The sequence below is a fragment of the Variovorax sp. Varisp53 genome (assembly GCF_059491555.1).
Genome location: NZ_CP168512.1, coordinates 5,627,501 through 5,651,744, shown reverse-complemented (window position 1 = coordinate 5,651,744; position 24,244 = coordinate 5,627,501). Strand labels below are relative to the sequence as shown.

Sequence of the window (24,244 nt, the reverse complement as noted above, 5' to 3'; positions counted from 1 at the left end):
TTTAGACCTCGTCACGCGCGGGAGATCATGGCTTCGTAAACTGCGTCGCTTTGCGCGAATGAAACTGGTTTCTCGTTGGGCAGCCCACCTCCGCGACGTGGCCACGGCGCACTGGGTGGCAGCCCTCTGCCTCGCAGTGCTGGCCGTGGGCGTGCAGGCCGTCACTCCCGGCAACCATCCCCGCCAGCCCGCCGAGGCGCACTGGGTGGCGAGCTGGGCCGTTGCGCCGGTCGAGTTCGGCGAGCTGGCCGCAAGCCCCGGCGGCGCGGGCTATTCATCCCCCGCGGGCAATGACCTGCGCGGGCAGACGCTGCGCCAGCAGGTCGAACTGTCGCTGGACGGCCAGCGCATCCGCATCCGCTTCTCGAATCGCTTCGGCAAGACGCCGCTGCGCATTGCCGCCGCGAGTGCGGCACGCGGCACCGGCGCCGACGCGTTCTCGCCGGCCACGCTGCGCGTGCTGCGGTTCGGCGGGCGCACCAGCCTCACGATCGCCCCCGGCGCGGACGCCTGGAGCGATGGCGTCGACCTGCCGGTGCAGGCGGGGCAGACCGTGGTCGTGAGTGCCTTCTTCGATCGCGCAGCGCCGTTCTCCACGGTCTCCATGCTCGAGCCGGGAACGACGTGGGTGACTGCCGGCAATGCCGTGATGGCGCCGAAGCTGAAGAGCCCCACGCCGCTGGTGCTGAACCAGATCGTGACCGGGCTCGACGTGCTCACCACGAAGTCCGTGCGCACCGTCGTGGCTTTCGGCGACTCCATCACGTCGGGCACCGCGGAGGCCAAGTTCGGGGCCTATCCCGACATGCTGGCCACGCGCCTGCGCGATACGCAGGGCGCCGGAAACGACATAGCGGTGCTCAATGCCGGCATCGGCGGCAACCGCCTGCTGGCCGACGGCATGGGGCCCAGCGGCCTCTCGCGTTTCGAGCGCGACGCCTTGCGGCAGAGCAGCGTGACGCACGCGATCGTCCTGCTCGGCACCAACGACATCGGCCGCACCCTGTTCGCCAACGTGCCCGGCGCCGAGATCAAGCCCCGCGACATGCCGACCGCCGAGCGCATCACCGATGGGCTGGAGCAGCTGGTCAAGCAGGCTCGCGCCAAGGGCGTGAAGGTGCTGCTCGGCACGGTGCCGCCATTCAGGAACACGCCTTACTGGAACGAGGCCAACGATGCCATGCGCGAAGCCGTCAACCGCTGGATTCGCGGCCGGCAGGACATCGACGGCGTGGTCGATTTCGATGCGGCGCTGCGCGACCCCGCGGACCCGAAGGCATTGAACCCGCTGTTCGATTCGGGCGACCACCTGCACCCCAACAAGGCCGGCCATGCCGCGATGGCCGCGGCCATCGACCTGCACGAATTGCAGGAGTGAGTGCTCGCAAGGGCTGTGGGAGCAGCGAAAGGCGGGTCACAGCTCTACACAAGATTTCGTGCAGCGCTTACAGGCGCTTCACATGGGCTGGGCAGCATGAAGGCTCCTGTAACTCATGAGGGGTACTTCATGAAAAAGATCGCATTGGCTCTTTCCATCGGCGCTGCTTCGCTTCTGTCGGTGGGCACGTTGGCTGTTCCCACGGCCGCGCAGGCGCAGCCCGTCACCATCCAGGTGGCGCCGCCCCCGCCGCGCTTCGAACAAATGCCGCCGCCGCGCCGCGGCTATGTGTGGGCGCCGGGACACTATGAATGGCGCGGTGGCCGCCACGTGTGGGTCCGCGGCTACTGGGTGCGCGCGCGTCCGGGCTATGCCTACCGTCCGCCGGAATGGCGCCAGGACGGCGACCGCTGGCAATACAACAGGGGTGGTTGGGACCGCGATGGCGACGGGGTGCCGAACCGCTACGACCGTCGGCCGGACAATCCGAACCGAAACTGACGGGTTTCGGGGGCTGCCCCCGTGCGGCAGCCCCTGCTCGGCAGTCCGCTTCTGCTAGCGGATGCTGACCAGTTCGAGGGCTTCGCGGACTTGGAACGCCCCGCCGCTCTGGCCTCCGCGCGTCTGCACCTCGAAGCGGACCACGCGGCCCAGTTCCTGCGAGAACCACACGTCCGCACGGTAGCGGCCATACTGGTTCCCGCCCACGGCACCCGCATTCGCGAACCGTTCCGTGTATCCCCTGTATTCGATGTGCACGACCTTGAGTTCCTTGCCGGCGACGGTCAGCGTGGTGTCTTCCATCACTGACGCGCTCAGGTCCATGTTGATGCGCGTGCCACCGGGTGCGGAGCTGTAGCGCGCCCGCCATGCCCCCTGCTCCTTGAGGTTTTCCTTGACCCAGCCCCCCGGCGGCATGACCGAATCGAACTCGCCCGCGATGGCAGAAGTGACGCTGACAACTTCGCCGTTCGGCTTTTCGATCCAACCGCCGTTGTTGAAGCTGATCTGCTCGTCCGTCGGCGGGTCGATCCTGTAGAGCACCTTGCGGTAGATGTTGGTGAGGCGGTCGTGCAGCTGGTATTCGATGACGCTCGGCCGGCCCGTCGCAAAGCTCGCCTGGCTGGCAGTGCCAGCCGTACCGCCTTTGCCCGAAGCCGTGGCAGGCAGCGAGGCCAGCCGCTCGACTGCCTGCCTGCCGCGCTCGGGCAGTTGCGCGATCCAGGATGCCGGCATGGCCAGGTTTGTCGTTGCTGCGCCGGCGGTCGATGGCGGCATCAGGCCCACGAGACGGCCTTGCGCATCGAACACGCCAGAGCCGCCGAGCCCCGCCTCGGGCACGGCAGTCAATTGCAGGGCTTCGAGTTCGCCCGAGCTGCCGCGGCGGATGCCGCCCAGCATGCCGGTGCCGAGCGTGAGCTCCCTGCCGCGCGGCGCGCCGATCACGTAGAGCGGCATGCCGACCTGGAGCGCATTCGCCGAAGCCACCTCGGCGATGGGCGAAGGCAGATTCGGGATGCGCAGCTGGCACAGATCGCGCTCCACGTCCGGCAGCGCTAGCGTAGCGCCGTAGCTCACGTTGTCGCGCTTCAGTGTCACCGCGCTGGCCTTCGCGAGCAGCTGGCAGCTGGTGACGGCGGTGCCCGCGCCGGTGGCGACCGCGCTGCCGGTAGCGAGCACCTTGCCTTGGGCGTCGCTGGCCTGCACGACCCAGACGCTGGGCGAGACGCGGGCAAAGAGCGCGTCGGGGGCGAGCGCGGTGGTGTTGCGCGAATCCTGCGCGGATGCCGTCAGGACGGGCAGAGCGATGGCGAGCGTTGCAAGCACCGGGGAAGACAGGTATTTCATCGCGCGCGTCTCAACGGTTGGCCTGCAGGAGCAAGCGCAGATCGTTCAGGGAAGTCTTGGCAAAAGGAGTGGCTTCGGGCGCTGCCGATGCCGTGGCACGGGCGGAAGGCGTTGGTGCCACTGCTGCTGTCGCCGTTGGAGGCTGGGCGGGCACGAGAGGCGTGGTGGCCACCGCCGCTGCGGGGGCTACGGGTTTACTCACCACCGCAGGGGCTGTGGAGACTGCTGCTCCGCCTGCGGGTTGCGCAGCAGCGGAAGCCTTGACTATCCGGGCCGAGGCAAAGGCATCGTCAAAGGCTAGCGACTGCAGTTCCTTCCGGCCCTCGGCCTCGGAAACGCGTTCGAAATTCGGATGCCCGACGAGAAGGCCCATGCTGATGCTCATCGAGACATAGGCGGTCTGCTTCGGTCGCAGCACGACGTCGATCGTGCCTTCGGCCTCGGTCCTGGCACTGGCCCGATAGGTGCCGGCCGGGCGGTCGATGTAGAAGAAGCTGCTGGGCCGGGACGTGCCCACCACCTGGCCGTTGACCGAGACATCGGGCTGGACCGCCATGCCAACGATGGAATTTCGATAGAAGTAGATCCGCCCCTCGTTCTCACCCAGCGACGGCATGCTGCCCGCCATCTCCGAGAACCGGGGCCCGCTGGCCGAACACCCGAACAGGCCGGCGGCAAGCACGGCCAGCAACACCCCACCGATCCAACGTCGCATCGCACCTTCTCCTCTTTCTTGTGGCGCGAGATGCTACACCCGCCTCCCGGCGGGCTTCCTTCAGCGGAAGACCACGGTGCGGTGGCCGTTCAGCAGCACGCGGTGCTCGCTGTGCCACTTCACCGCCCGCGCCAGCACCTGGCTCTCCGTGTCTCGGCCGCGGGCCGTGAGGTCTTCGACCGTGTCGGTGTGGTCGGCGCGTTCCACGTCCTGCTCGATGATCGGGCCTTCGTCGAGGTCGGCCGTCACGTAGTGGGCGGTGGCGCCGATCAGCTTCACGCCGCGGTCGTGGGCCTGGTAATAGGGCTTGGCGCCCTTGAAGCTGGGCAGGAACGAGTGGTGGATGTTGATCGCGCGGCCAGCCAGGCTGCGACACAGGTCGTTGCTCAGGATCTGCATGTAGCGCGCGAGCACCACGAGCTCGGCGCCCTCGGCCTCGATGATTTCCAGTTGCTTCGCCTCGGCCTGCGCCTTGGTCGCGCCCGTCACCGGGATATGGTGGAACGGCACGTTGTAGCTCGCGGCCAGCTGGTAGAAGTCGCGGTGGTTCGAGATGATGGCGCGCACGTCGATGGCCAGCAGGCCGCTTTTCCAGCGGAACAGCAGGTCGTTGAGGCAGTGGCCTTCCTTGCTGACCAGGATCACGGTCTTCATGGGCTCGGCGGCGGCATGCAGCTGCAGTTTCATGCCGAAGCCGGCGGCGAAGGTCTTCAGTTCCTCGCGCAGCGTGGCTTCGCTGTGCTCGCCGCAAGCGAAGCGCACCCGCATGAAGAACAGGCCCGTGTCGTGGTCGTTGTACTGGGCGGCCTCTTCGATGTTGGCGCCCCGGTCGAGCAGGAAGCCCGACACGGCGTGCACGATGCCCGTACGGTCGGGGCAGGAGAGGTTCAGGATGTAGGCGGGCGAGGTGGGCGTAGTGGTCGTCATCAGGGGCGTGATTGTCGCAGGGGTGCCAGAATCGCGATTTTCCTCGACCACATAACCGCAGGAGCGAGACATGGCCCAGCAGGACTTCAACATGGACAACCAGTGGTTGCCCTTCACTCCCAACCGCCATTTCAGGAAAGACCCGCGCGTCTTCGTGGCGGCCGACGGCATGGAGTTCACCACGCACGACGGCAAGAAGGTGATCGACGGCATCTCCTCGCTGTGGTGCGTGGGCGCGGGCCACAACCGCAAGCCCATCAACGAGGCGATCAAGAAGCAGCTCGACACGCTCGACTACGCCACCGCCTTCCAGGTGAGCAACGACAAGGCGTTCAAGGCGGCCGAGATGATCGCTTCGCTCGCCCCCGGCGACCTCAACAAGGTGCTGTTCTGCAACTCCGGCTCCGAGGCTGCCGACACCTCGATGAAGGTCGCGCTTGCCTATCACCGCGCGCGCGGCGAAGGCCACCGCAACGTGTTCATCGGCCGCGAGAAGGGCTACCACGGCGTGGGCTTCGGTGGCATGTCCGTGGGCGGCATTCCCGGTAATCGCAAGGTGTTCGGCTCGGCCTTCCTGCCGCGCGTGGACCACATGCGCTTCATCCACGATCCGGTGAACCATGCCTACATCCGCAACGAGGAGCCGGTGTGGGCCGAAGACCCGCTGGTCGAGCTCGAAACGCGCATCCTGCCGCTGCACGATGCGAGCAACATCGCCGCGATCATCGTCGAGCCGGTGGCCGGGTCGGCCGGCTGGTACCTGCCGCCCAAGGGCTACCTGAAGCGCCTGCGCGAGATCTGCGACAAGCACGGCATCCTGCTGATCTTCGACGAGGTCATCACCGGCTTCGGCCGCATGGGCACCAACTTCGCGTCCGACTATTACGGCGTGGTGCCCGACATGCTGAACTTCGCCAAGTGCGTGACCAACGGCGTCATTCCGCTCGGCGGCGTGATCTGCCGCGACAAGCTCTACGACGCGATGATGAAGACCGACGCGCCCGAGCACGTGGTCGAGTTCTTCCACGGCTACACCTACTCGGGCCACCCGGTGGCCTGCGCCGCGGCCATCGCCACGCTCGATCTCTTCAAGCAGGAGAACCTGTTCGCGCGCGCCGGCGAGATGGGCAAGGTGCTGGGCGATGCCTTCCACAGTGCCTTCAAGGGCCTGCCGAACGTGATCGGCATCCGCAGCCTGGGCCTCGCCGCCGCGGTGGAGCTCGCGCCCATCGCGGGCACGCCGGGCAAGCGCGCCTACGACATCTTCCTGGACTGCTTCCACAAGGGCGCGCTGGTGCGGCCCGCGGGCGACGTGCTGGTGATCGCGCCGCCGTACATCGTGGAAAAGTCGCACATCGACACGCTGGTGAATACGCTGGCGGATTCGATCAGAAAGCACGCCTGAGCGGGATGGCGGCCCTTGCGCAAGCCGGCGACGCGAAGGCCGTTCGGAGGATCGCGGCGCATGGAAACCATGCGACTTTCGTTTTGAACTGACGGTCGACGAAGCATTTTTACCGCTTTGACAGGAGTCAGCGGGAGCCTCATTCTTCAGCCCGCATCACAAGGCTGGAGATGAGGACTTCAAAAAATATCGAATCCTGGACGAATCAACCGCTTCACGCGGGCCGCCAGATTCTTCTCGTCCTGATGACGCTCGGCTCTGTCAGCGCCTGGTTGTTGTTCTGGTTCGGTGACTAGGTTCGACGCGCTCACGCCTTCGGCTGCGGCCTGGCCAGCCTCTTGAACTCGGCGCAATAGTCTTTCTCGGGCAATGGCGGCGTCTGCCATGTGCTGTCGTAGTCGCCCGCTGCCACGTCCGCCGGAGCGGGAGCGGCGCGCATTTGCACCGTGGCAACCTTGACGTCGTCGGGCAGATGCTGCGGCACTCCGAGCGTGCGCACGACGTGGCCCGCGCCGGCGATCAGCAGCACCGTCTGGCCCGGCCGCCTCGCCTTGACGATGGCCTGCGCCATTGCACGGTCGCGGCCCACTTGGATGCGCGTCATCGGGACGATCTGGGACTCGGGCAGCATCTGGCAGTGGCCCTCCCGCACGGCGTCCTGCTGCACGGCATAGGCCTCGCCGTTGAGCTGCACGTCGAGCGAGACGTCGGCCATGGCGTCCTTCATGCGCGTGCGCGGCAGGTTGGCGCCGACCACGGGCACGCCCGCGCGCACCGCCACCATCACGGTGGGGCCGTAGTTGGCCCAGGGCCAGGCCTTGTCGCTCCAGTCGAGGGCCGCCTGCACCTGCGCTTCGGTGGCGGTGGGGGCGATGCGCGCGGTGCTGCGGCCTTCCTCGGCCATTTCGAGCGCAAGCGCGGCGAGATGGCCGCGCGCGACCAACGCCTCGACGGCTTCGCGCTCGATGGCGTGGTGCTCGGGGGCGTCGTGTTGCTCGCCGAGCAGCAGGGCGTCGACCGGCTGGAGTGCTGCGATGCGGCGCGCGATGGGCGCATCGGCGCCGGGAGGCAGCGCCGAACAGCCCCCGAATGCGGTGGTGGCGAGCAGGGGAAGAAGCAGGCGCCAGGGAGTCCGCAGGGGCCGGTTTGGAGGGGGCATCACGCCATACTATGCCTCGGCACGCGCCCGCCGTGCCGTCCATTTCCGCTTTTCCTTGTCGTCTCTTTCGGTCTCTTCGCTGACCCGAGATTCAGGGGATCCGTTGCCCGGTGCTTCATGAAAAAAGCGCCCGGGCAGGGCGCTTTGTCATTGGAGGCCGAAATTGCGTCAGTGCACCAGCACCGGCGTGTGGGCCAGCTCGGCGTAGCCTTCGAGCGTGTCCTCGACTTCTTCCTGGGTGGGGGTGTTGAGCTGCCACGCGGCGATCTGCTGCTGGAACAGCTCGGCCCAGGAGCCGTCGAGGTAGACCTCCTTGCCCGAACGCTTGTCCACGATCTCGAAGCCGTGACGCTCCAGAACCGGCACGTTGGGTTGCGCGGGTTCGTCGCCTTCATTGGGTTGCACGTGGACGACGACGAAAGACTCCGAGTCATAAAGCATGTTCATGGCGGGCCCTGTGAGGATGTCGATGGCGTTCATGGAGGTTACATAGCAATCAACGCGCCAGTTTCAAGACAGGTTGTCATTCTTGTAAAACCAACGGGCTAATTTTCTTGGCTTTTGCTCCGATGGAATGACTCTCCTCAGTTCGGGGCGGCCGCGGGTAGGGGTTTGCGCAATTGGGCGTCAGCGAAGTCCCCGTTGGGTTCCGTCTGCCGGATGCGCACGGGCAGGTAGCCGTACGCTGGCGCAAGCCAAAGCTCGAGTTTTCGGTCGAACTCCCGCCGAGGGGTGCGGGTGAGCTTGCGCGTGACGTATTCGCCGGCCGGAAGGCTCACGTTTTCTTCGTCACCGACCACGAAGACCCAGACGTCGGCATCGCGCGGCCCCACGGTCTGGACCGAAATCCGGGTGCCTGCCGGATAGCGCCCGGGGCTGGCCGCCAGCAGGCCTCCGAGCTGCATCATCACGCTCATGCGGTCCTGCGCGCCGGCCAGCAGGGGCACGGGTGGCGCGTTGTTGCTGAACACGATCTGCCCCTGGTCGCGTACGAAATGAGAAGCCACCTCTGACTTGCGGCTTTCGGAGTACCGCTCGGGCTCCAGCCCCGAGGGACCGATGCGGCCGGTGCTGTGCCAGTTGAGCAAGGTGAAGAACACCGCCTTGAGCGTCAGCCGCCCGTCGTAGCGGCTGCCGTCCTGCAGCCAGACCAGTTCGCCGAACACGCCCCGCTGCGGCGAGGCGCCGGACTGGCCGGTGGCCTCGAAGTCCAGCGTGACCGAGCCGGGGATCTTCATCGCCTGCGTGCCGGCGATGGTGCCCGAGGCCTCGCCGCCGGCCGCCGCAGCGGTGCCGGTTCCGGTGCCGCCGGAGGGCGATGTCGCGCCAGCCGGGGCACTGGCCGCCGCTTCGGGCGGTGTTGCTCCTGAATTGGTAGCGGCCTGGGTTGTCGGGTCGGGCGTTTCGGGGGGCGGCAGCGTGGTTGCGTCCGGCTCCCGCGAGGACGCCGGTTCGACCGGGGCCGGCTTCGGTTTCGGCTTGGGCACCGACGCCTCGCGCGGGCGCTTCGGCTTGGGCGGAGGCGGCGGCTTGGCCTCGGCGGGTGCGGCCGCCGGAGCGGGCGCCTCGGACGCCGGTGGTGCGATCACGATGGTGCGCGTGCTGAACTTGCTCGCCAGCGGCGAGGGTTCCGGCCCGACCGCCATCGGCGCCAGCCCGAGCAGCAACAGATGGACCAGCCCCACCAGCAGCGTCAGCCCGATCAGAACCCGCCACGACGGACGCCCCGGCAGCCCGGGAGGCAGCGATGGCGAGGAAGAGGGGGCGACGAGCGTCGGCATCGGTATGTGGAGTGAGGCGCCGGCCCGGAGGTTCACGAAAGACCACCTCGGTAAACTGCCGCCCGTTCAACCAGTTTAAGTGGGAGCGGCGACCGGCCCGTGCCGGCGCCCGGTCCCTGCTCTCACGCACGCACCGCATCATGAAACTCGCCACCTTGAAGGACGGCTCGCGCGACGGCCAGCTCGTCGTTGTCTCGCGCGACCTCACGCTCGCCCACTACGCCACCGGCATCGCGAGCCGGTTGCAGCAGGTGCTGGACGACTGGGGCTTCATGAGCCCGCAGCTGCAGGACCTGTACGACGCCGTCAATACCGGCCGTGCGCGCCATTCCTTTCCCTTCGATCCGGCCATGTGCATGGCCCCGCTGCCGCGCGCCTACCAGTGGGCCGATGGCTCGGCCTACCTGAACCACGTCGAGCTGGTTCGCAAGGCGCGCAACGCCGAGGTGCCCGAGAGCTTCTATACCGACCCGCTGATGTACCAGGGCGGCAGCGACGACTTTCTCGGCCCGACCGACGACGTGGTCGTGCCCAGCGAAGCCATGGGCATCGACTTCGAGGCCGAGATCGCGGTGATCACCGGCGACGTGCGCATGGGTGCCACGCCCGACCAGGCGCTCGACGGCATCCGCCTCGTGATGCTGGCCAACGACGTGAGCCTGCGCAACCTCATTCCGGCCGAACTGGCCAAGGGCTTCGGCTTCTTCCAGAGCAAGCCCGCCACCGCCTTCAGCCCCGTAGCTGTGACGCTCGACGAGATCGGCGAGGCGTGGCAGGACGGCCGCGTGCACCTGGCGCTGCAAAGCAGCTGGAACGGCCGCAAGGTCGGCCTGTGCGATGCGGGCCCGGAGATGACTTTCCACTTCGGTCAGCTCATCGCCCACATCGCCAAGACCCGCAACGTGCGCGCCGGCAGCATCGTCGGCAGCGGCACCGTGAGCAACAAGGGCGTCGAGAAGAAGGACGGCCAGATGGACTGGCCCAAGGGCTATTCGTGCATCGCCGAGAAGCGCTGCATCGAGACCATCCAGGTCGGCCAGCCCTACACCGAGTTCATGAAGTTCGGCGACACCATCCGCATCGAGATGAAGGGGCTGGACGGGCGCTCGCTGTTCGGCGCCATCGACCAGGAGATCGTGTCCACGGCGGGGCGGCCGAAGGAGGCGCCGGTGTCGCTGGTGAAGCCGCAGCAGGGCGATGCGCCGGACGGGGCGCAGCCGGAGCAAGAAGCTTCCGAAGACTGAGGGGCTGGCTCAGTGCGGCCCCGCGCCGCGCAGCAACTCCTTCTGCGACCGTATCCCCAGCCGCCGGAACGCCCGGTACTGGTGGGTGCGCACCGTCGTCAGCTCCACGCCGATCTGGCGCGCGGCTTCCTTGGCCGTCCGGCCCGCCATCAGGTGGCCGATAACCTCGCGCTCGCGCAGGCTCAGCTTCAGCAGCCGCGAGGCGAGGACGGGCTCCACCGGCTCCCGCGCGGCCACTGCGCTGCGGCCGTGCGCGGCGGTGGCATCGGCCAGGAGCGTGGCGTGCGCCTCGATGCGCTCGAAGTCGGCCGCGCCGAATTCCGGCTGCGCGAGGCTGCGGTAGAAGCTCACGGCCACGCGCTGGCCCGTGGGCTGCAGCAACAGCACCGAGGCGCGCTCGCGAATGCCCACGTCGCCATAGCAGGCGGCGCGATACACCGGGTCGGCCACCTCGTCGGCGCGCTGGTGGCCCATCCAGAGTTGCGCGCGCTTGGGCAGCTTGCGCGCCGCCAGCCAGGCCATGTTCGGGTCGAGCAAATCGAAGCGCTGCGCCACGTAGCGTTCGGACGTGCGCTCCGCCGTGCTGCCATAGCTGCTGGCGGCGGACACGAGCTCGATGCGCCCGGCGGCATCGACCACGAACACCGTGCAGAAGGTCACCGGCATCACGCGCTGCATGGCCTTGAGATAGCTGGTCGCCAGCAGCGGCGTGCCCACGCCGGAGAGCACGTCGCCGACCACGGCGGCGGCCAGCGTGGTGTCTTCGGCGGGGTGGATGCGCCAGCGTCTCATGCGTGGGGAAAGAAGAAGGAAAGGGCGCGCATACGGGTAACTACCTCGTACGAAGTTATGACATTGCCGCTCCTCGCGCATCGGGACAATCCCGCCGGATGACGAACTCCCCCGCTGCCACCCTCGGCGATGCCGCGAGCGGCCCCGTGCCGCCGAAGTCCGGCGCCGACGCCGGACTGCCGCCCTCGGTCGGCGCCTTCCACTACACGCGCTACGAATCCCGAACGCCCGCGCTCGGCCCCGGCGGCGCCGAACCCGGCCGCCACCCCGTGGTGATTGTCGGCGGCGGCCCGGTCGGCATGGCGCTCGCGCTGGGGCTCGCGAACCACGGTGTGCGCTGCGTGATCCTCGAGGCCGACGACACCGTGTGCGTGGGCAGCCGCGCGGCCTGCATCTCGCGCCGCAGTCTCGAGATCATGGAGCGCCTGGGCGTGCTGCCCGGCTTCATGGGCAAGGGCCTGCCCTGGACCGGCGGCCGCAGCTTCTACAAGACGGCCGAGGTGTTCTGCTTCGAGATGCCGCACGACGCGCAGCAGAAGCTGCCGCCGATGATCAACCTCGAGCAGTACTACGCCGAGCACTACCTGCTCGAAGAGATCTTCCGCCGCAACGAGGCGACGCCGGGGCTCATCGACATCCGCTGGGGCACCGAGCTCACCGGCCTCGCGCAGGACGACGACGGCGTGACGCTCGACGTTCGCAATGCCGAAGGCGCATACCGGCTGCACGGCCAGTGGCTCGCAGCCTGCGATGGCGGCCAGAGCTTCGTGCGCAAAACGATGGGGCTCGCGCTCGAAGGCACGGGCTACGAAGGCCGCTACGTGATCATCGACATCGAGCTCAAGAGCGGCCACCCGACCGAGCGCCGCGCGTGGTTCGACCCGCCGTGGAACCCGGGCTCGACCGTGCTGATGCACCGCCAGCCCGACGACATCTGGCGCATCGACTACCAGCTGCGCCCCGGCCAGAGCACCGAGGAGGCGCTGCAGCCGCCAGCCGTGGCCGAGTTCGTGCAGCGCCACCTCGACGCCATCGGCGAAGGCCATCTGCCGTGGAAGACGGTGTGGACTTCGGTCTATCGCGCCGGCGCGATGACGCTCGACAGCTACCGCCACGGCCGCGTCGTGTTCGCGGGCAACGCGGCGCATGCGATGCCGATCTTCGGCGTGCGCGGGCTCAACTCGGGCTTCGACGACGCGGACAACCTCGCGTGGAAGCTGGCGTTCGTCGCCAAGGGCCTGTCGGATGCGGCGCTGCTCGATTCGTACTCGCAGGAGCGCATCGCGGCTTTCCACGTGAATGCCGAGAACGCGATGCGCAGCACCGAGTTCATGTCGCCGCCGTCGCGCGGCTTCGACCTGCTGCGCGAGGCGGCGCTGTCGCTGTCGGAAAAACACCGCGGCATCGCGCAGCTGATCAACCCGCGCCAGACGCAGGCCGTGTGCTACGTCGATTCGCCGCTGTCGTCGGGCGAAGGAGATGCATTGACGGCTGGCCCGCTGCCGGGCGAGGTGATGCCGGAGCAGCAACTCGAACAAGGCCATCTCACCGACTGGATCGCGCCGACTTTCACGCTGCTGGTGCTGCGGCCCGAGGTGGCCGCGCCGCCCGCCGCCGACGTCGCGCAGGCACGGCAGGGCGCGCTGCCCTTCGTCGTTCGCAGCATTGCGAGCCTGGGCTCCGGCGGCGCCGATGCGCATGCATCCCCCGCCGTCTTCGAAGTGCTCGGCGCACAGGACGGCGCGGTCTACCTGCTGCGCCCCGACGGCCACGTGGCCGCGCGCTGGCATCGCCTGCCGCCCGGCGCCCTGCAACCCGCACTGGCCCGCGCGGCCCAGGAGCTCCCCGCATGAGCACGACACCGCTGAACCCCGACGCCCGCGACCGCCTCTACGCCGAGTGCGCGCGCGCCATCACCGAGGCGGGCGCCGAGCGCGAATCGCTGTTTCTCGCGCGGCTTGCGCTGCTGCTGTTCGAACAGGTCGGCGACGAGGCGCGCTGCCGCGCCGCGCTGGCCGACGCGTTGCACGCGCTGCCCGTACCATCGCTGTCCGCTTCCGAATCACAAACAACGACTGGAGACTGATCCATGGATCGCCGCACCCTTCTCGCCACGCTCGCTTCCGGCGCCGCCGTGGCCGCCACGCCTTTCGCCCATGCGCAGGAGTACCCCGCGCAACTCGTCAAATGGGTGGTGCCGTATCCGGCGGGCGGCGGCACCGACGTGATCGCGCGCGTGCTGGCCGAATCGATGCGCCAGACGCTGGGCCAGCAGATCGTGGTCGACAACCGCCCCGGTGCCTCGACCAACATCGGCGCCGACATCGTCGCCAAGAGCAAGCCCGACGGCTACACGATCATGTCGGCCGACAACGCCGTGCTGGCCTTCAACGAGCACCTGTTCAGCAAGCTGCCGTTCAACCCCGAGAAAGACTTCACCTACATCGGTGCGATCGGCAAGTTCCCGCTGGCACTGGTCGTGCATCCGGACTTCCCGGCGAAGAACTTCAAGGAGTTCCTCGCCTACGTGAAGGCCAACCCCGGCAAGGTCAACTACGCCTCGCCAGGCAACGGCTCGCCGCACCACCTCGCGATGGAGATGTTCAAGGTGCGCACCGGGACCTTCATCACCCACATTCCGTACCGCGGCGCGGCGCCGGCCATGGCCGACGTGATGGGCGGACAGGTGCCCTGCATGTTCCTCGACCTGGCTTCGGGCCTGTCGATCATGCAGGGCAACAAGGTGCGCGTGCTGGCCATCGGCTCGGGTGCGCGCAGCAAGCTGCTGCCCAACGTTCCGACGCTGGCCGAAGTGGGCGTGCCCAACACCGAGGTGTTCGCGTTCCAGGGCATCCTGGGCCCGGCGGGCCTGCCGCCGGCGGTGGTGAACAAGCTCAACGGTGACCTGAACAAGGCCTTCGGCACGCCGACCGTGCAGAAGCGCTTCGACGATTTCGGCATGGAAGCGATGCCCGGCACGCCGGCGCAGTTCGCGGCGCTGTCGCGCGCCGAGTCCAGGCGCTGGGGCCCGATCATCAAGCAGGCCGGCATCAAGCTGGACTGAAGCCGCAAAAGGGACTCTCCCCCTTCGTGAAACACCGAGGAACCGGCGTTGCCGGGCCTCTGGTGTTGCCCCGGGAGGGGCGCGAGCCTATTTTTTCGAGCCGTCCTCGACGACCTCGTCGTCGCGCAGCAGATCGCCGTTCTCGTCCCAGGCACGCTCGCGCGTCACGCGGCCCTTGGCGTCGAATGTCGATTCGGCCAGCAGCGTTCCCTTTTCGCTGAAGCGCTGGTGGGTGCCCACCGGAATCTGCCGGCCGCGGCCCACCACCTGGTAGCGGCCCTGCGCGGCGCGCTGGCCGCTGTCGTAGAACTCGGTGATCTCCACCGTGCGCGTGTCGCCGCTGCCGCTGTAGGCGGATTTGCTGCTCGGCTGGCCGTTGAGGTGGTAGCTGTCGTCGACGATCGGCTCGCCCGCGCTGTTCCAGCGCTGGTCGCGCACCAGCGCGCCTTTTTCGGAGAAGGCCTGCTCGCGCAGGCGCACGCTTGCGCGCTCGATCAGCAGGTACACCGCCTCGCGGCGCTTGACGCCTTCGGACGAGTAGTTCTGCTCGGTGCGCTGGTTGCCGACGATTTCGTCGATCGCCGCGGTCTTGCCGTTGTCGTAGAAGCTCTGCGAGCGCACCCGCTTGCCCGACACGTACGACAGCCGCGAGCGCAGGGTGCCGCGCGAGTCGAACAGTTCGACCTGCGACGGGCCGGTGCCTGTAAAGCCGCAGAGCCTGGCGTCATCGACCACCGGGGCCAGCGTGGGCGCGTCGGCGCAGCGCAGCGCCGACAGCTGGCCGTGCTCGGTGAATTCGACCGACGCGCGTTCGCTGCCGCTGCCGGTGTCGGGATAGAAGATGGCGCGCCGCAGCCGGCCGTCGGGGTAGAAGCTGCGCACCAGCCCACGCTCCTGGCCGTCCTCGTAGGTGGCGTCGCGCAGCACGCGGCCCGTGGGCGAGAACTCGCGGGCGCGGCCCTGCAGGTTGCCCTTGGCATTGAGCGTGTGCTCCTTGGCGAGCCTGCCCTTCTCGTAGATGCGCACCAGACCCATCGACACGCCGTTCTGCACCTGTTCCTCGCGCTGCAGCTCGCCGGTTGCGCGGTCCTTGCAGCGCAGCAGGCCGGTCTTGCCCGCGGTGCTGCTGCCGTCGGCCGGGTTCACGCTGCGGCCGTTCAGCTCGCAGTCCGGCTGCGCGTGCGCCGTCGCGGCGCCGAGCAGCGCGAGCAATGCGGCGGCGCCGCGGAGGGCGGTCCGGCGCGGGGTCATGTCACTTGTCGTAAAGCGTGTCGAGCGAGCGGAAACCCTTGACCTCGATCGGATTGCCGAACGGGTCGAGGAAGAACATCGTCCACTGCTCGCCCGGCTGGCCCTCGAAACGCACCTGCGGCTTCAGCACGAACTCGGTGCCGGCGGCTTCGAGCCGTGCGGCCAGCGCCTGCCAGTCGGGCAGGGCCAGCGCGAGGCCGAAGTGCGGCATCGGCACCATCACGTCGCCGACGCGGCCGGTGCGGGCGGTGGCGAAGGGCTCGCCGAGGTGGAGCGAAACCTGGTGGCCGAAGAAGTCGAAATCGACCCAGGTGTCGGTGCTGCGGCCCTCGGCGCAGCCGAGCACGCCGCCATAGAAGCGGCGGGCGACGTCGAGGTCGCGAACATTGAAGGCAAGGTGGAAGATGCTCTGCATGGTTTCGGATTATGGGCAGCGGTGCTGTGAGAATGCCGGACTTTCTTTCATCGTGGAGCAAGCCTTGCGGATACTCCGGACCCTCGCCGCGCGGATGTGCGGCATCGCTCTTCTGCTCACCTTCGCGGCTGCGCACGCCGCCTGCCCGCCCTCGGCCATCGCCAGCCTCGAAAAGCCGGGCATGGGCGTGCGCAACGGCATCGACCGCGGGGTGCTCTGGCGCATCGAGCGCGACGGGCGCAGCTCGTGGCTCTACGGCACCATCCATGTCGGGCGCGGCGACTGGGTGCGGCCCGGCCCGGCTATCCAGAAGGCGCTCGCGGAGAGCGATGTGCTCGCGCTGGAGCTGGACCTGCACGACGAAGCCACCGCCCGGACCATGGGCCAGCCGGCCGATCCGGCATTGCTGGCGCGCATGCTCAGCGGCGAGCGTGCCCGCCGGCTGGAGCGCCAGAACGCCGAGGCCTGCGTGCCGCCTGGCACGTTGTCGAAGCTGCAGCCGATCCTGCAGGTCACGGCACTGGCCGGCCTGGCGGGACGGGCCGACGGGCTGTACCCGGAATTCGGCGTGGACGAGACGCTGGCGGTTTCCGCCCGCAACGGCAACAAGCCGATCGTCGCGCTCGAAAGCGCGGCCGAGCAGCTGAAGGCGCTGACCGGCGAATCCGAAGCCGAGGAGGCAGAGCAGGTCGATGCGGCGCTGGACGAACTGGAATCGGGCAAGCTGCGCGGCCAGCTCAAGGAGCTGGCCGACGTCTGGGCGCGCAGCGACGCGGCCAAGCTCGCCCGCTACCCCGAGTGGTGCGACTGCCTCAAGACGACCGCCGAGCAGCGGCTGATGAAGCGCCTGCTCGACGACCGCAACCCGAACCTGGCCGACGGCATCGAGCGCCTGCACTTCGGTGGCAAGCGCGTGTTCGCGGCGGTCGGTGCGCTGCACATGATCGGCCCGCAGGGACTGCCCGCGCTGATGGCAGCGCGCGGCTTCACCGTGACGCCGGTGCTGACCGATGCACAGGCGCAAACGGCGGTGCCGATGCCGGCGCTTGCGGCGCCTTCGCCAGCGCCGAAGGCCGTGCGCGGCGGCAAGGCCGCCAAGGGTCAACGTGGTCAGAAGGGTGCGCCTGCTGCCGCAGCAAAGGGCGGTAGATCGGCAAAGGCTGCGCCTGCCGCCAAAGGGGGCAAGGCGCCTGCCAAGGGCAAAGTGCGCAGATAATCGCGACCGCCATGCACACGCTGCGCCACCCCACCCGCTTCCTCGGCCTCGTCGGCCGCTGGGTGCTGCTGTGGTTCGTGCTGTCGCTGGGCGTGGCGGTGGCGTCGCCGCTGGTGAACCCGCAGGCCATGGAGCTGGTGTGTTCCAGCGCCGGCTCGATCAAGGTGGTGGTCCACACCGAAGACGGCGCGCAGGAAATGGGCGCCTCGCAGATGGACTGCCCGCTGTGCGTGCTGACCGGCGCACCGCCGCCGGCCGTGGCCGCTCCCGTGTTCGATCTTCCCTTGCCGCTGGGCCGCGTGGTCCAGGCCATTCCCGCCGCGCGCCTGGCCGCGGCCACCGCGGCGCCGCTGCCGGCGCGCGGGCCCCCGGCTTTCTCCTGACGCTCTCAAAACCGTAGCTGCACGCGCGCGACCGAAGCGCATGTGCGGCCTGTCCGGCTTGAAGTTTCGTGGAGAATTCCTCTTGAAAAAGCATTCCCGCGCCCTGGCGATCGCCATGGCATTTCCCTTTGGCGCGCCTGCGCTGGCGCAGCAGTCCGCCGACACGCCTGAAGGCGGCACCGGTGGCCGCGCGCTCGGCACCATCACCGTGACCGGCGGTCGCCCGACCTCGCTGCCGACGCAGATCCCGACCACCATCGAAGGCGTGACGCACGAGCAGGTCGTCGAAACCGTCAACGCCACCGACAGCGAAGACGCGCTCAAATACCTGCCGAGCCTGGTGGTGCGCAAGCGCTACATCGGCGATTTCAATCACGCCGTGCTCGCCACCCGCGCCTCGGGCACGGGCAACAGCGCGCGCTCGATGGTGTATGCCGACGGCATCATGCTGTCGAACCCGCTGGGCAACGGCGCCACCTACGCGCCGCGCTGGGGCATGGTGTCGCCGGAAGAAATCGAGCGGGTCGACGTGCTGTACGGGCCGTTCTCGGCCGCGTACCCGGGCAACTCGGTGGGCGCGGTGGTCGACTACGTGACGCGCATGCCCACGCAGCTGGAGGCGCACGTCAAGCTCAGCGGCTTCGCGTCGAACTTCGACCTGTACAACAGCCATTCGTCGCCGGCTGGCCAGCAGCTCGACCTGTCGCTGGGCAGCCGCAGCGGTGACTGGTCGTGGTGGCTCAGCGCGTCGCGCACCCACAGCAAGGGGCAGGCGCTGGTGTTCGGCAACCGGCTGGTGAGCGCGGGCACGGTCGGCAGTGCGGGCACGCCGGTGACCGGCGCGGTGCTCGGGCTGAATCCATCGAACCAGCCGTGGTGGCTGGTGGGCGGTTCGACTATCTACGACACCACGCAGGAGCAGGCCAAGCTCAAGGTGGCCTACGACTTCTCGCCCACGGTGCGCGCCACCTACACGCTGGGTGCATGGAACAACACCACGCACGGCAGTGTCGACACCTGGCTGCGCGACGCCCTCGGCCGGCCGGTGTACGGCGGGCGCGTGAACATCGGCGGGCGCACTTACAACCTCGATTCGCCGAGCGCCGCGCTCGCGCCGACCGAGACCGCGCTCACGCACTACATGCACGGCCTCTCGGTGAAGAGCCACACCGGCGGCGTGTTCGACTGGGAGGTGGCGGCGAGCCTGTTCGACTATTCGCGCGACACCTCGCGCACGCCCACCACACCGCTGCCCGGCGCCTTCAACGGCGGCCCGGGCCGCACCACCGACATGGGCGGTTCCGGCTGGAACACCTTCAAGGCGGCCGGCACCTGGCGGCCCACCGGCTCGGCCGAAGGCGTGGGCGCGCACGTGGTCGACTTCGGCTTTCAGCAGGACACTGCGCGCCTGCGCACCAGCGTCGGCAACACGCTCGACTGGATCGACGGCTCTCCCGTCTCGCCGTTTTCGGCCTTCAACGGCAACACCCGTCTGCAGTCGCTCTACGCGCAGGACACCTGGCGCTTCGCGAAGGACTGGAAGACCACGCTCGGCCTGCGCCACGAGCGCTGGCAGGCCTACGGCGGCCAGCTCGGCAACGTGAGCACGCTGCTGAACTTCACGCCGCGCAAGAACAGCTACGACTCGCCCAAGGCCGCCATCGCGTGGCAGGCCACGTCCGACTGGCTCTTCAAGGCCTCGACCGGCCGCGCGGTGCGCATGCCGACGGTGAGCGAGCTCTACCAGGGCTCGATCGACGGCAACCGCATCGTCAACACGAATCCGAACCTGCGCCCCGAACGCTCGTGGACCTCCGAGCTCAGCGCCGAGCGCGACATGAAGGGTTGGGGGCTCGACGGCGTGCTGCGCACCACGCTGTTCTTCGAGAACACCAAGGACGCGCTCTACACCCAGGCACTCACCAACCTCGTAAGCACGGTGCAGAACGTCGACGCCATCCGCACGCGCGGGCTCGAAGTGGCGATGAACGCGGTCGACGTGGGCGTGCGGGGGCTCGACCTGAGCGGCAGCCTCACGCTGACCCGCTCGAAGATCACCGCCAACAGCGGCTTTGCGGCCAGCGTCGGCCGCGACCAGCCGCGCGTGCCGAAGGTGCGTGCCACGCTGCTCGCCACCTACCGGCCGGACGCCCGCTGGAGCTACACCGTCGGCGCGCGCTACAGCGGCAGGCAGTACGGCACGCTCGACAGCAGCGACCCCAACGGCGCCGCATACATGGGCTTCTCGAAGTTCTTCGTGGTCGACGCGCGCGTACGCTACCGGATCGACCGGCAGTGGAGCGCGTCCTTCGGCATCGACAACCTGAACAACAACAGGTACTGGGCCTTCCACCCATACCCGCAGCGCACCTATGTGGCCGAACTCAAGTTCGACCTTTGACCCTCTTCCACTTCAAGGATCTTTCGCCATGAATGCCTCGACCACTCTCAAGACTCTCGCTGCCTGCGCCATGCTGACGGGCGTTGCTGCCGCCTCCGCGCATGTCTCGCTGCCGCCGGGCGGCGCCACTGTGGGCAGCGACTACAACGCGGCCTTCCGCGTCGGCCACGCCTGCGAAGGCGCCAAGACCACCACCGGTCTCGCCGTGCGCCTGCCAAAGGGCTTCGTGCTGAGCGACGCACAGGCGCGCAAGGGCTGGAAGCTCGACGTGCAGAAGGGCGGAGCGGGCGGCGATGGCGAAGTGCGCTGGACCGCCGAGAAGCCCGAGAACGCGCTGCCCGGCAGCGAGCGCGCCGAGTTCGTGCTGCGCGGCAAGGTGCCCGCGGCACCGGGCACGCTGTGGTTCAAGGTGCTGCAGACCTGCGACGTCGGCGTGGCCGACTGGGCCGAGGTGCCGGCCTCGGGCAATTCGACCAAGGGGCTGAAGAGCCCCGCCGCGAAGCTCGAAGTGGTGGCGCAGGGCGTGGCCACCGTCGACGTACGCGATGGCTGGGTGCGCCAGTCGGTGCCGGGCCAGAGCGGCACTGGCGCCTTCATGAAGCTCACCGCACCCACCGGCACGAAGCTGGTCGGCATCTCGACCCCGGCAGCCGGCATTGCCGAAGTGCACGAGATGAAGATGGAAGGCGACACCATGAAGATGCGCGAACTCACCGGCGGCCTCGACCTGCCCGCGGGCCAGACCGTCGAGCTCAAGCCCGGTGGCTATCACGTGATGATGATGGACCTGAAGGGCCCGCTGGCCAAGGGCGCGAGCGTGCCGATGACGCTGAAGTTCGAGGACACCAAGGGCGTGAAGACCGCGCTGGACCTGGCGCTGCCGGTGGGCGCGCCCGAAGGTGCCGATGCCGCCGGCCCAGCGCATCAGCACAAGCACTGAGCCTCTTCAAAGCAGCTGGTCGGGCGCCAGCGGCCCGAAGAGCTTGAGCATCAGCCGCAGCATGGCGCTGGCGTCGGGCTCGGTGCGGGTGTCCTTCAGGTCGCTGCCTTCGGGCGCGTGCCACAGCAGCGATCCGTCCACCAGATCGACGTGCCAGGAGCGCTCGCGCATGCCGCGCTCGATCTGCTCCGACGCCGCGCGCGAGAGTTCGTTGCTGCGGATCAGCAGCGCGAGCTCGGTGTTCTGCAGCTGCGAGCGCAGGTCGAGGTTCATCGAGCCGACCACCAGCAGCCGGCCATCCATCACCAGCACCTTGGAGTGCAGCATCGCGCGCGATTGACCGGGGGTGCTATCGCCCTCCGAGGAGCCGAAGACGTTGCCGAGGCTCGCCTGCTCGCTGCGCAGTTCGTAGAGCTCGACGCCCATCCTGAGCAGTTCCTCGCGGTGGCGCGCGTAGCCCACGTGCGCCACTGGTGCGTCGTTCGAGGCCAGCGAGTTGGTCAGCACGCGGATGCGCACGCCCCGCCCGCGGGCTTCGGAAAAAGCCCGCAGCATGTCCTTGCCGGGCACGAAGTAGGGCGAGATGATGACCAGGTCGGTGCGCGCCTGGCCGATCAGCTGCAGGAGGCCCTCGACCACCGTGTCGCCGTTGGCCGCCCGATCTGAGGCGGCTTCCAGCGATGCCGCACCGCGCGAGGTGCCGGCCTTGTCGTCGGGCCGGCTGACCACGAGGCCCGGTGCCTTCGCATTGCTGGGATCCGAGTCGGCGGGGATCTTGCCGGGCTTGTCGGCCAGCATCACGGCCGGGGCCCAGACGAAGGTGGCAGTGCGCAGGTCCAGCGGTTTTTCGTCCCAGGCGCGGGCGCGCTGGGCGGCGGTGGGAGGCGCGTTGGGGAGCGGCTCGCCGTTCGGTGGTTTCGGGTTGCCGTTCGCGTCCTGGGCGCGAGCCGATTCCTCGGCCAGTTCCTGGTCGGCCTTGCGCGCGCGGTCGCGCATGGCCTGCAGCTTCTCGCGCGTGATCAGCGATTGCACGGGGTAGGCGCGCTCGTTGTTCCAGTAGCTGTCGAAGCTGCGCGAGAGATCCTGCACGATGGGACCGGCCGCCAGCACGTCGACGTCGATGAAGTTGCCGTTGGTCGCGTTGCCGAAATACGCATCGCCGAGGTTGCGCCCGCCCGTGACGGCGAGCACGTTGTCGGCAATGAACAGCTTGTTGTGCATGCGCTGCTGGATGCGCGAGGCGTCGTCGATCGAATTGAGGAAGCGGCTGATGCGGGAGTCGCGCGAGCCCGCGAGCGGATTGAACAGCCGCATCTCGATATTGGGAATGAAGGCCAGCCCCAGCACCGCCGCGTCGCGGCCGGTCGTGTGGAAGTCGTCGAGCAGCACGCGCACCCGCACGCCGCGCTCGGCGGCTCCCCGCAGGCCGCGCATGAGGCGGCCGGTGCTGGCATCGGCGTGGATGGCGTAGTACTGCAGGTCCAGCGTTTTCTGGGCACCCTCGATCAGTGCCAGCCGGCTGCCGTACGCCGCTTGCGGCCCCCCCATGAGCATGAAGCCGGATTCATAGCGGGCCTTGTCGGCCTGCCGGCGCTGCTGCACCAGGTCGGCCAGCGCGGTGCCGCTGGCTGGCGAGGTGATCGCGGTCGAGACGGGGCGCTCGACGTTCTGCGGCAATTGCGCGCAGCCGCAGAGGAACAGGAGCGCCAGGAACGCGCCGAGCGCGGGAAGCGCGGCGGATCGGCGGCAGAACGCCTGGAAGGAGGAAGGCATGCGGCTTCTCCCGGTGATGAGATAAGCAGCATGTATAGCCTAGTCGGCGCCTGCCGCGCGTCGGACAGGCGGACGACCGGCATGGGCGTCAGCGCCCGGCGACCAGCTCTTCCTGGCGCTCCAGGGCGGCCAGCAGTTCGTCGTCGATGTTGGCGTGGCGCTCGGCCAGCTCGGCGGCGCGAGAGGCATCGGTGGCGTAGATGGCGCCGCCGTCGAGTTCGAGCATCTCGGTAATGCGCTTCTGCTCGGCTTCGAGGGCTTCGATCTGCGCGGGGAGAGCATCCAGTTCGCGCTGCTCCTTATAAGAGAGCTTCTTGCGGGCGACGGCTGTCCGGGGGGCTGCCCCGGGTTCCGCGGCCGGGGCGGGCGCAGGTGCTGGAGCGGGTGCCGCGGCAAGGCGCTGCTCGGCGATCTCGCGGGCGCGCCTGGACTGGATCAGCCAGTCCTGCACGCTGCCTTCGTACTCGCGCCAGCTGCCGTCGCCTTCGTAGGCAATGGTGCTGGTCACCACGTTGTCGAGGAAGGTCCGGTCGTGGCTCACCAGGAACACCGTGCCGTCGTAATCCTGCAGCAGGGTTTCGAGCAGTTCGAGGGTGTCGATGTCGAGGTCGTTGGTGGGTTCGTCCAGCACCAGCACGTTGGCCGGTCGGGCGAACAGGCGGGCCAGCAGCAGGCGGTTGCGCTCGCCGCCGCTGAGGGAGCGGACCGGGGAGTTGGCACGCGCGGGGGAGAAGAGGAAGTCCGAGAGGTAGCTCTTGACGTGCTTCTTCTGGCTGCCGATCTCGATCCACTCGCTGCCGGGGCTGATGAAGTCTTCCAGCGTGGCGTCGAGGTCGAGCTTGTCGCGCATCTGGTCGAAGTACGCCACCTGCAGGTTGGTGCCGCGGCGGATCTTGCCGGTGTCGGGCTCGAGTTCGCCCAGGATCAACTTCAGCAGGGTGGTCTTGCCCGCGCCGTTCGGCCCGAGCAGGCCGACCTTGTCGCCGCGCAGGATGGTGCTGCTGAACTTGCGGATGACGGTCTTCTCGCCGAAGGACTTGGTGGCATCGGTGAGCTCGGCCACGATCTTGCCGCTGGACTGACCCGAGGCCACGTCCATGTTGACGCTGCCCTGCACGTTCCGGCGGGCGGCGTGCGTGGCGCGCAGTTCCTGCAGGCGGTTGATGCGGCTCTGGCTGCGGGTGCGGCGTGCTTCGACGCCCTTGCGGATCCAGATTTCTTCCTGCGCCAGGAGTTTGTCGGCCTTGGCGCTGATTACGGCTTCCTGGGCGAGCTGCTCTTCCTTCTGCAGGAGGTATTGCTCGAAGTTGCCGGGGTAGGAACCCAGCTTGCCCCGGTCCAGCTCGACGATGCGGGTGGCGACGCGGTTCAGGAAGCTGCGGTCGTGGGTGACGGTGACGACGCTGCCCTTGAAGTCGATCAGCAACTGCTCGAGCCATTCGATGGAGTCGAGGTCCAGGTGGTTGGTGGGTTCGTCCAATAGAAGCACATCGGGCGCGGCCACCAGCGCCTGGGCCAGTGCGACGCGCTTGCGGGTGCCGCCGGAGAGCGA

Annotated in this window: 22 protein-coding genes (1 of these 22 only partly in view); 11 read left to right on the top strand and 11 right to left on the bottom strand. The window is 68.4% G+C overall.

Translation table 11 applies throughout. The annotated features are described in order from the left end of the window. Nucleotides 1–58 precede the first annotated feature (58 nt). Both ACEOAB_RS26520 and ACEOAB_RS26515 read left to right on the top strand, forming a co-directional pair. On the top strand, nucleotides 59–1,378 hold the full coding sequence (locus ACEOAB_RS26520) for an SGNH/GDSL hydrolase family protein (protein WP_495653204.1): 1,320 nt from the start codon (nucleotides 59–61) through the stop codon (nucleotides 1,376–1,378). Between the two features lie 129 nt (nucleotides 1,379–1,507). Then, on the top strand, nucleotides 1,508–1,879 hold the full coding sequence (locus tag ACEOAB_RS26515) for a YXWGXW repeat-containing protein (RefSeq protein WP_413750476.1): 372 nt from the start codon (nucleotides 1,508–1,510) through the stop codon (nucleotides 1,877–1,879). Between the two features lie 54 nt (nucleotides 1,880–1,933). On the opposite strand, the gene ACEOAB_RS26510 is transcribed toward ACEOAB_RS26515, so the two are convergent. The 3 genes from ACEOAB_RS26510 to purU are packed head-to-tail and all read right to left on the bottom strand — an operon-like array spanning nucleotide 1,934 to nucleotide 4,868. Beyond that, the gene (locus tag ACEOAB_RS26510) at nucleotides 1,934–3,226 is read right to left on the bottom strand and encodes a S1 family peptidase (protein WP_413750475.1); all 1,293 of its coding nucleotides are present in this window, start codon (nucleotides 3,224–3,226) and stop codon (nucleotides 1,934–1,936) included. A 10-nt stretch (nucleotides 3,227–3,236) separates the two neighbouring features. Continuing rightward, the gene (locus ACEOAB_RS26505; protein WP_413750474.1) at nucleotides 3,237–3,941 is read right to left on the bottom strand and encodes a DUF2846 domain-containing protein; all 705 of its coding nucleotides are present in this window, start codon (nucleotides 3,939–3,941) and stop codon (nucleotides 3,237–3,239) included. Nucleotides 3,942–4,001: 60 nt separating this feature from the next. Next, entirely contained in the window at nucleotides 4,002–4,868 is an 867-nt protein-coding gene (purU, locus tag ACEOAB_RS26500) for a formyltetrahydrofolate deformylase (RefSeq protein WP_413750473.1), read from the bottom strand. 70 nt (nucleotides 4,869–4,938) lie between these two features. Here purU and aptA point away from each other — a divergent pair, with 70 nt between their 5' ends. After that, nucleotides 4,939–6,273 carry an omega-aminotransferase AptA gene (aptA, locus tag ACEOAB_RS26495; protein WP_413750472.1) on the top strand — a complete coding sequence of 445 codons (1,335 nt, stop codon included), beginning with the start codon at nucleotides 4,939–4,941 and terminating at the stop codon, nucleotides 6,271–6,273. 307 nt (nucleotides 6,274–6,580) lie between these two features. On the opposite strand, the gene ACEOAB_RS26490 is transcribed toward aptA, so the two are convergent. The 3 genes from ACEOAB_RS26490 to ACEOAB_RS26480 all read right to left on the bottom strand — a co-directional run bounded on the left by ACEOAB_RS26490 (nucleotide 6,581) and on the right by ACEOAB_RS26480 (nucleotide 9,213). Continuing rightward, complete coding sequence (locus tag ACEOAB_RS26490) at nucleotides 6,581–7,432, bottom strand: ChaN family lipoprotein (protein ID WP_413750478.1); 852 nt, start codon at nucleotides 7,430–7,432, stop codon at nucleotides 6,581–6,583. A 168-nt stretch (nucleotides 7,433–7,600) separates the two neighbouring features. Beyond that, nucleotides 7,601–7,912 carry a BTH_I0359 family protein gene (locus ACEOAB_RS26485; RefSeq protein WP_007835970.1) on the bottom strand — a complete coding sequence of 104 codons (312 nt, stop codon included), beginning with the start codon at nucleotides 7,910–7,912 and terminating at the stop codon, nucleotides 7,601–7,603. Between the two features lie 104 nt (nucleotides 7,913–8,016). Continuing rightward, nucleotides 8,017–9,213 carry a DUF3108 domain-containing protein gene (locus ACEOAB_RS26480; protein ID WP_495653203.1) on the bottom strand — a complete coding sequence of 399 codons (1,197 nt, stop codon included), beginning with the start codon at nucleotides 9,211–9,213 and terminating at the stop codon, nucleotides 8,017–8,019. A 140-nt stretch (nucleotides 9,214–9,353) separates the two neighbouring features. On the opposite strand from ACEOAB_RS26480, the gene ACEOAB_RS26475 reads away from it, so the two are divergent. Then, nucleotides 9,354–10,457 carry a fumarylacetoacetate hydrolase family protein gene (locus ACEOAB_RS26475; protein ID WP_413751296.1) on the top strand — a complete coding sequence of 368 codons (1,104 nt, stop codon included), beginning with the start codon at nucleotides 9,354–9,356 and terminating at the stop codon, nucleotides 10,455–10,457. 9 nt (nucleotides 10,458–10,466) lie between these two features. Here ACEOAB_RS26475 and ACEOAB_RS26470 read toward each other — a convergent pair whose 3' ends face one another. Then, the gene (locus tag ACEOAB_RS26470) at nucleotides 10,467–11,249 is read right to left on the bottom strand and encodes a helix-turn-helix transcriptional regulator (protein WP_056591174.1); all 783 of its coding nucleotides are present in this window, start codon (nucleotides 11,247–11,249) and stop codon (nucleotides 10,467–10,469) included. Between the two features lie 98 nt (nucleotides 11,250–11,347). On the opposite strand from ACEOAB_RS26470, the gene ACEOAB_RS26465 reads away from it, so the two are divergent. Genes ACEOAB_RS26465 through ACEOAB_RS26455 form a run of 3 tightly spaced genes read left to right on the top strand, consistent with a single transcriptional unit; the run spans nucleotide 11,348 to nucleotide 14,313 of the window. Then, nucleotides 11,348–13,102, top strand: a complete 1,755-nt coding sequence (locus tag ACEOAB_RS26465; protein ID WP_056591171.1) for an FAD-dependent monooxygenase — start codon at nucleotides 11,348–11,350, stop codon at nucleotides 13,100–13,102. Continuing rightward, complete coding sequence (locus ACEOAB_RS26460) at nucleotides 13,099–13,335, top strand: hypothetical protein (RefSeq protein ID WP_007835963.1); 237 nt, start codon at nucleotides 13,099–13,101, stop codon at nucleotides 13,333–13,335. The genes ACEOAB_RS26465 and ACEOAB_RS26460 overlap by 4 nt, the downstream gene beginning before the upstream one ends. Nucleotides 13,336–13,338: 3 nt before the next feature. Continuing rightward, nucleotides 13,339–14,313 (top strand): Bug family tripartite tricarboxylate transporter substrate binding protein, encoded by a 975-nt coding sequence (locus tag ACEOAB_RS26455; RefSeq protein WP_056591169.1) that lies wholly within the window; start codon nucleotides 13,339–13,341, stop codon nucleotides 14,311–14,313. A gap of 87 nt (nucleotides 14,314–14,400) precedes the next feature. On the opposite strand, the gene ACEOAB_RS26450 is transcribed toward ACEOAB_RS26455, so the two are convergent. After that, complete coding sequence (locus ACEOAB_RS26450) at nucleotides 14,401–15,564, bottom strand: toxin-antitoxin system YwqK family antitoxin (RefSeq protein ID WP_056591166.1); 1,164 nt, start codon at nucleotides 15,562–15,564, stop codon at nucleotides 14,401–14,403. A gap of 1 nt (nucleotide 15,565) precedes the next feature. Further along, nucleotides 15,566–15,979 carry a VOC family protein gene (locus tag ACEOAB_RS26445; RefSeq protein WP_056591163.1) on the bottom strand — a complete coding sequence of 138 codons (414 nt, stop codon included), beginning with the start codon at nucleotides 15,977–15,979 and terminating at the stop codon, nucleotides 15,566–15,568. A gap of 64 nt (nucleotides 15,980–16,043) precedes the next feature. On the opposite strand from ACEOAB_RS26445, the gene ACEOAB_RS26440 reads away from it, so the two are divergent. From ACEOAB_RS26440 to ACEOAB_RS26425, 4 genes are all read left to right on the top strand, one after another. Further along, nucleotides 16,044–17,195, top strand: coding sequence for a TraB/GumN family protein (locus ACEOAB_RS26440; protein WP_056591161.1), 1,152 nt, complete (start codon nucleotides 16,044–16,046; stop codon nucleotides 17,193–17,195). Between the two features lie 11 nt (nucleotides 17,196–17,206). After that, nucleotides 17,207–17,578: a DUF2946 family protein gene (locus ACEOAB_RS26435; RefSeq protein WP_056591155.1), complete on the top strand. Its 372-nt coding sequence runs from the start codon at nucleotides 17,207–17,209 to the stop codon at nucleotides 17,576–17,578. Between the two features lie 115 nt (nucleotides 17,579–17,693). Continuing rightward, nucleotides 17,694–19,979: a TonB-dependent receptor gene (locus tag ACEOAB_RS26430; RefSeq protein WP_495653854.1), complete on the top strand. Its 2,286-nt coding sequence runs from the start codon at nucleotides 17,694–17,696 to the stop codon at nucleotides 19,977–19,979. Nucleotides 19,980–20,007: 28 nt separating this feature from the next. Next, entirely contained in the window at nucleotides 20,008–20,919 is a 912-nt protein-coding gene (locus tag ACEOAB_RS26425; protein ID WP_413750528.1) for a copper chaperone PCu(A)C domain-containing protein, read from the top strand. 6 nt (nucleotides 20,920–20,925) lie between these two features. Here ACEOAB_RS26425 and ACEOAB_RS26420 read toward each other — a convergent pair whose 3' ends face one another. Next, nucleotides 20,926–22,692, bottom strand: a complete 1,767-nt coding sequence (locus ACEOAB_RS26420; protein ID WP_413750529.1) for a phospholipase D family protein — start codon at nucleotides 22,690–22,692, stop codon at nucleotides 20,926–20,928. Nucleotides 22,693–22,780: 88 nt separating this feature from the next. Next, on the bottom strand, nucleotides 22,781–24,244 hold the 3' portion of the coding sequence (locus ACEOAB_RS26415; protein ID WP_495653202.1) for an ATP-binding cassette domain-containing protein. 435 nt of this gene lie beyond the right edge of the window; the window shows 1,464 of its 1,899 coding nt (coding positions 436–1,899); the start codon falls outside the window, past its right edge — the gene reads right to left on this strand; the stop codon is at nucleotides 22,781–22,783.

Excerpts from the sequence above, each read along its gene's own strand:
- ACEOAB_RS26485 (WP_007835970.1), bottom strand. The coding sequence starts at position 7,912 with ATGAACGCCATCGACATCCTCACAGGGCCCGCCATGAACATGCTTTAT.
- ACEOAB_RS26490 (WP_413750478.1), bottom strand. The coding sequence starts at position 7,432 with ATGCCCCCTCCAAACCGGCCCCTGCGGACTCCCTGGCGCCTGCTTCTT.
- ACEOAB_RS26445 (WP_056591163.1), bottom strand. The coding sequence starts at position 15,979 with ATGCAGAGCATCTTCCACCTTGCCTTCAATGTTCGCGACCTCGACGTC.
- purU (WP_413750473.1), bottom strand. The coding sequence starts at position 4,868 with ATGACGACCACTACGCCCACCTCGCCCGCCTACATCCTGAACCTCTCC.
- ACEOAB_RS26515 (WP_413750476.1), top strand. The coding sequence starts at position 1,508 with ATGAAAAAGATCGCATTGGCTCTTTCCATCGGCGCTGCTTCGCTTCTG.
- ACEOAB_RS26480 (WP_495653203.1), bottom strand. The coding sequence starts at position 9,213 with ATGCCGACGCTCGTCGCCCCCTCTTCCTCGCCATCGCTGCCTCCCGGG.
- aptA (WP_413750472.1), top strand. The coding sequence starts at position 4,939 with ATGGCCCAGCAGGACTTCAACATGGACAACCAGTGGTTGCCCTTCACT.
- ACEOAB_RS26455 (WP_056591169.1), top strand. The coding sequence starts at position 13,339 with ATGGATCGCCGCACCCTTCTCGCCACGCTCGCTTCCGGCGCCGCCGTG.
- ACEOAB_RS26420 (WP_413750529.1), bottom strand. The coding sequence starts at position 22,692 with ATGCCTTCCTCCTTCCAGGCGTTCTGCCGCCGATCCGCCGCGCTTCCC.
- ACEOAB_RS26520 (WP_495653204.1), top strand. The coding sequence starts at position 59 with ATGAAACTGGTTTCTCGTTGGGCAGCCCACCTCCGCGACGTGGCCACG.
- ACEOAB_RS26435 (WP_056591155.1), top strand. The coding sequence starts at position 17,207 with ATGCACACGCTGCGCCACCCCACCCGCTTCCTCGGCCTCGTCGGCCGC.
- ACEOAB_RS26505 (WP_413750474.1), bottom strand. The coding sequence starts at position 3,941 with ATGCGACGTTGGATCGGTGGGGTGTTGCTGGCCGTGCTTGCCGCCGGC.
- ACEOAB_RS26465 (WP_056591171.1), top strand. The coding sequence starts at position 11,348 with ATGACGAACTCCCCCGCTGCCACCCTCGGCGATGCCGCGAGCGGCCCC.
- ACEOAB_RS26450 (WP_056591166.1), bottom strand. The coding sequence starts at position 15,564 with ATGACCCCGCGCCGGACCGCCCTCCGCGGCGCCGCCGCATTGCTCGCG.
- ACEOAB_RS26425 (WP_413750528.1), top strand. The coding sequence starts at position 20,008 with ATGAATGCCTCGACCACTCTCAAGACTCTCGCTGCCTGCGCCATGCTG.
- ACEOAB_RS26470 (WP_056591174.1), bottom strand. The coding sequence starts at position 11,249 with ATGAGACGCTGGCGCATCCACCCCGCCGAAGACACCACGCTGGCCGCC.
- ACEOAB_RS26475 (WP_413751296.1), top strand. The coding sequence starts at position 9,354 with ATGAAACTCGCCACCTTGAAGGACGGCTCGCGCGACGGCCAGCTCGTC.
- ACEOAB_RS26510 (WP_413750475.1), bottom strand. The coding sequence starts at position 3,226 with ATGAAATACCTGTCTTCCCCGGTGCTTGCAACGCTCGCCATCGCTCTG.
- ACEOAB_RS26460 (WP_007835963.1), top strand. The coding sequence starts at position 13,099 with ATGAGCACGACACCGCTGAACCCCGACGCCCGCGACCGCCTCTACGCC.
- ACEOAB_RS26430 (WP_495653854.1), top strand. The coding sequence starts at position 17,694 with ATGGCATTTCCCTTTGGCGCGCCTGCGCTGGCGCAGCAGTCCGCCGAC.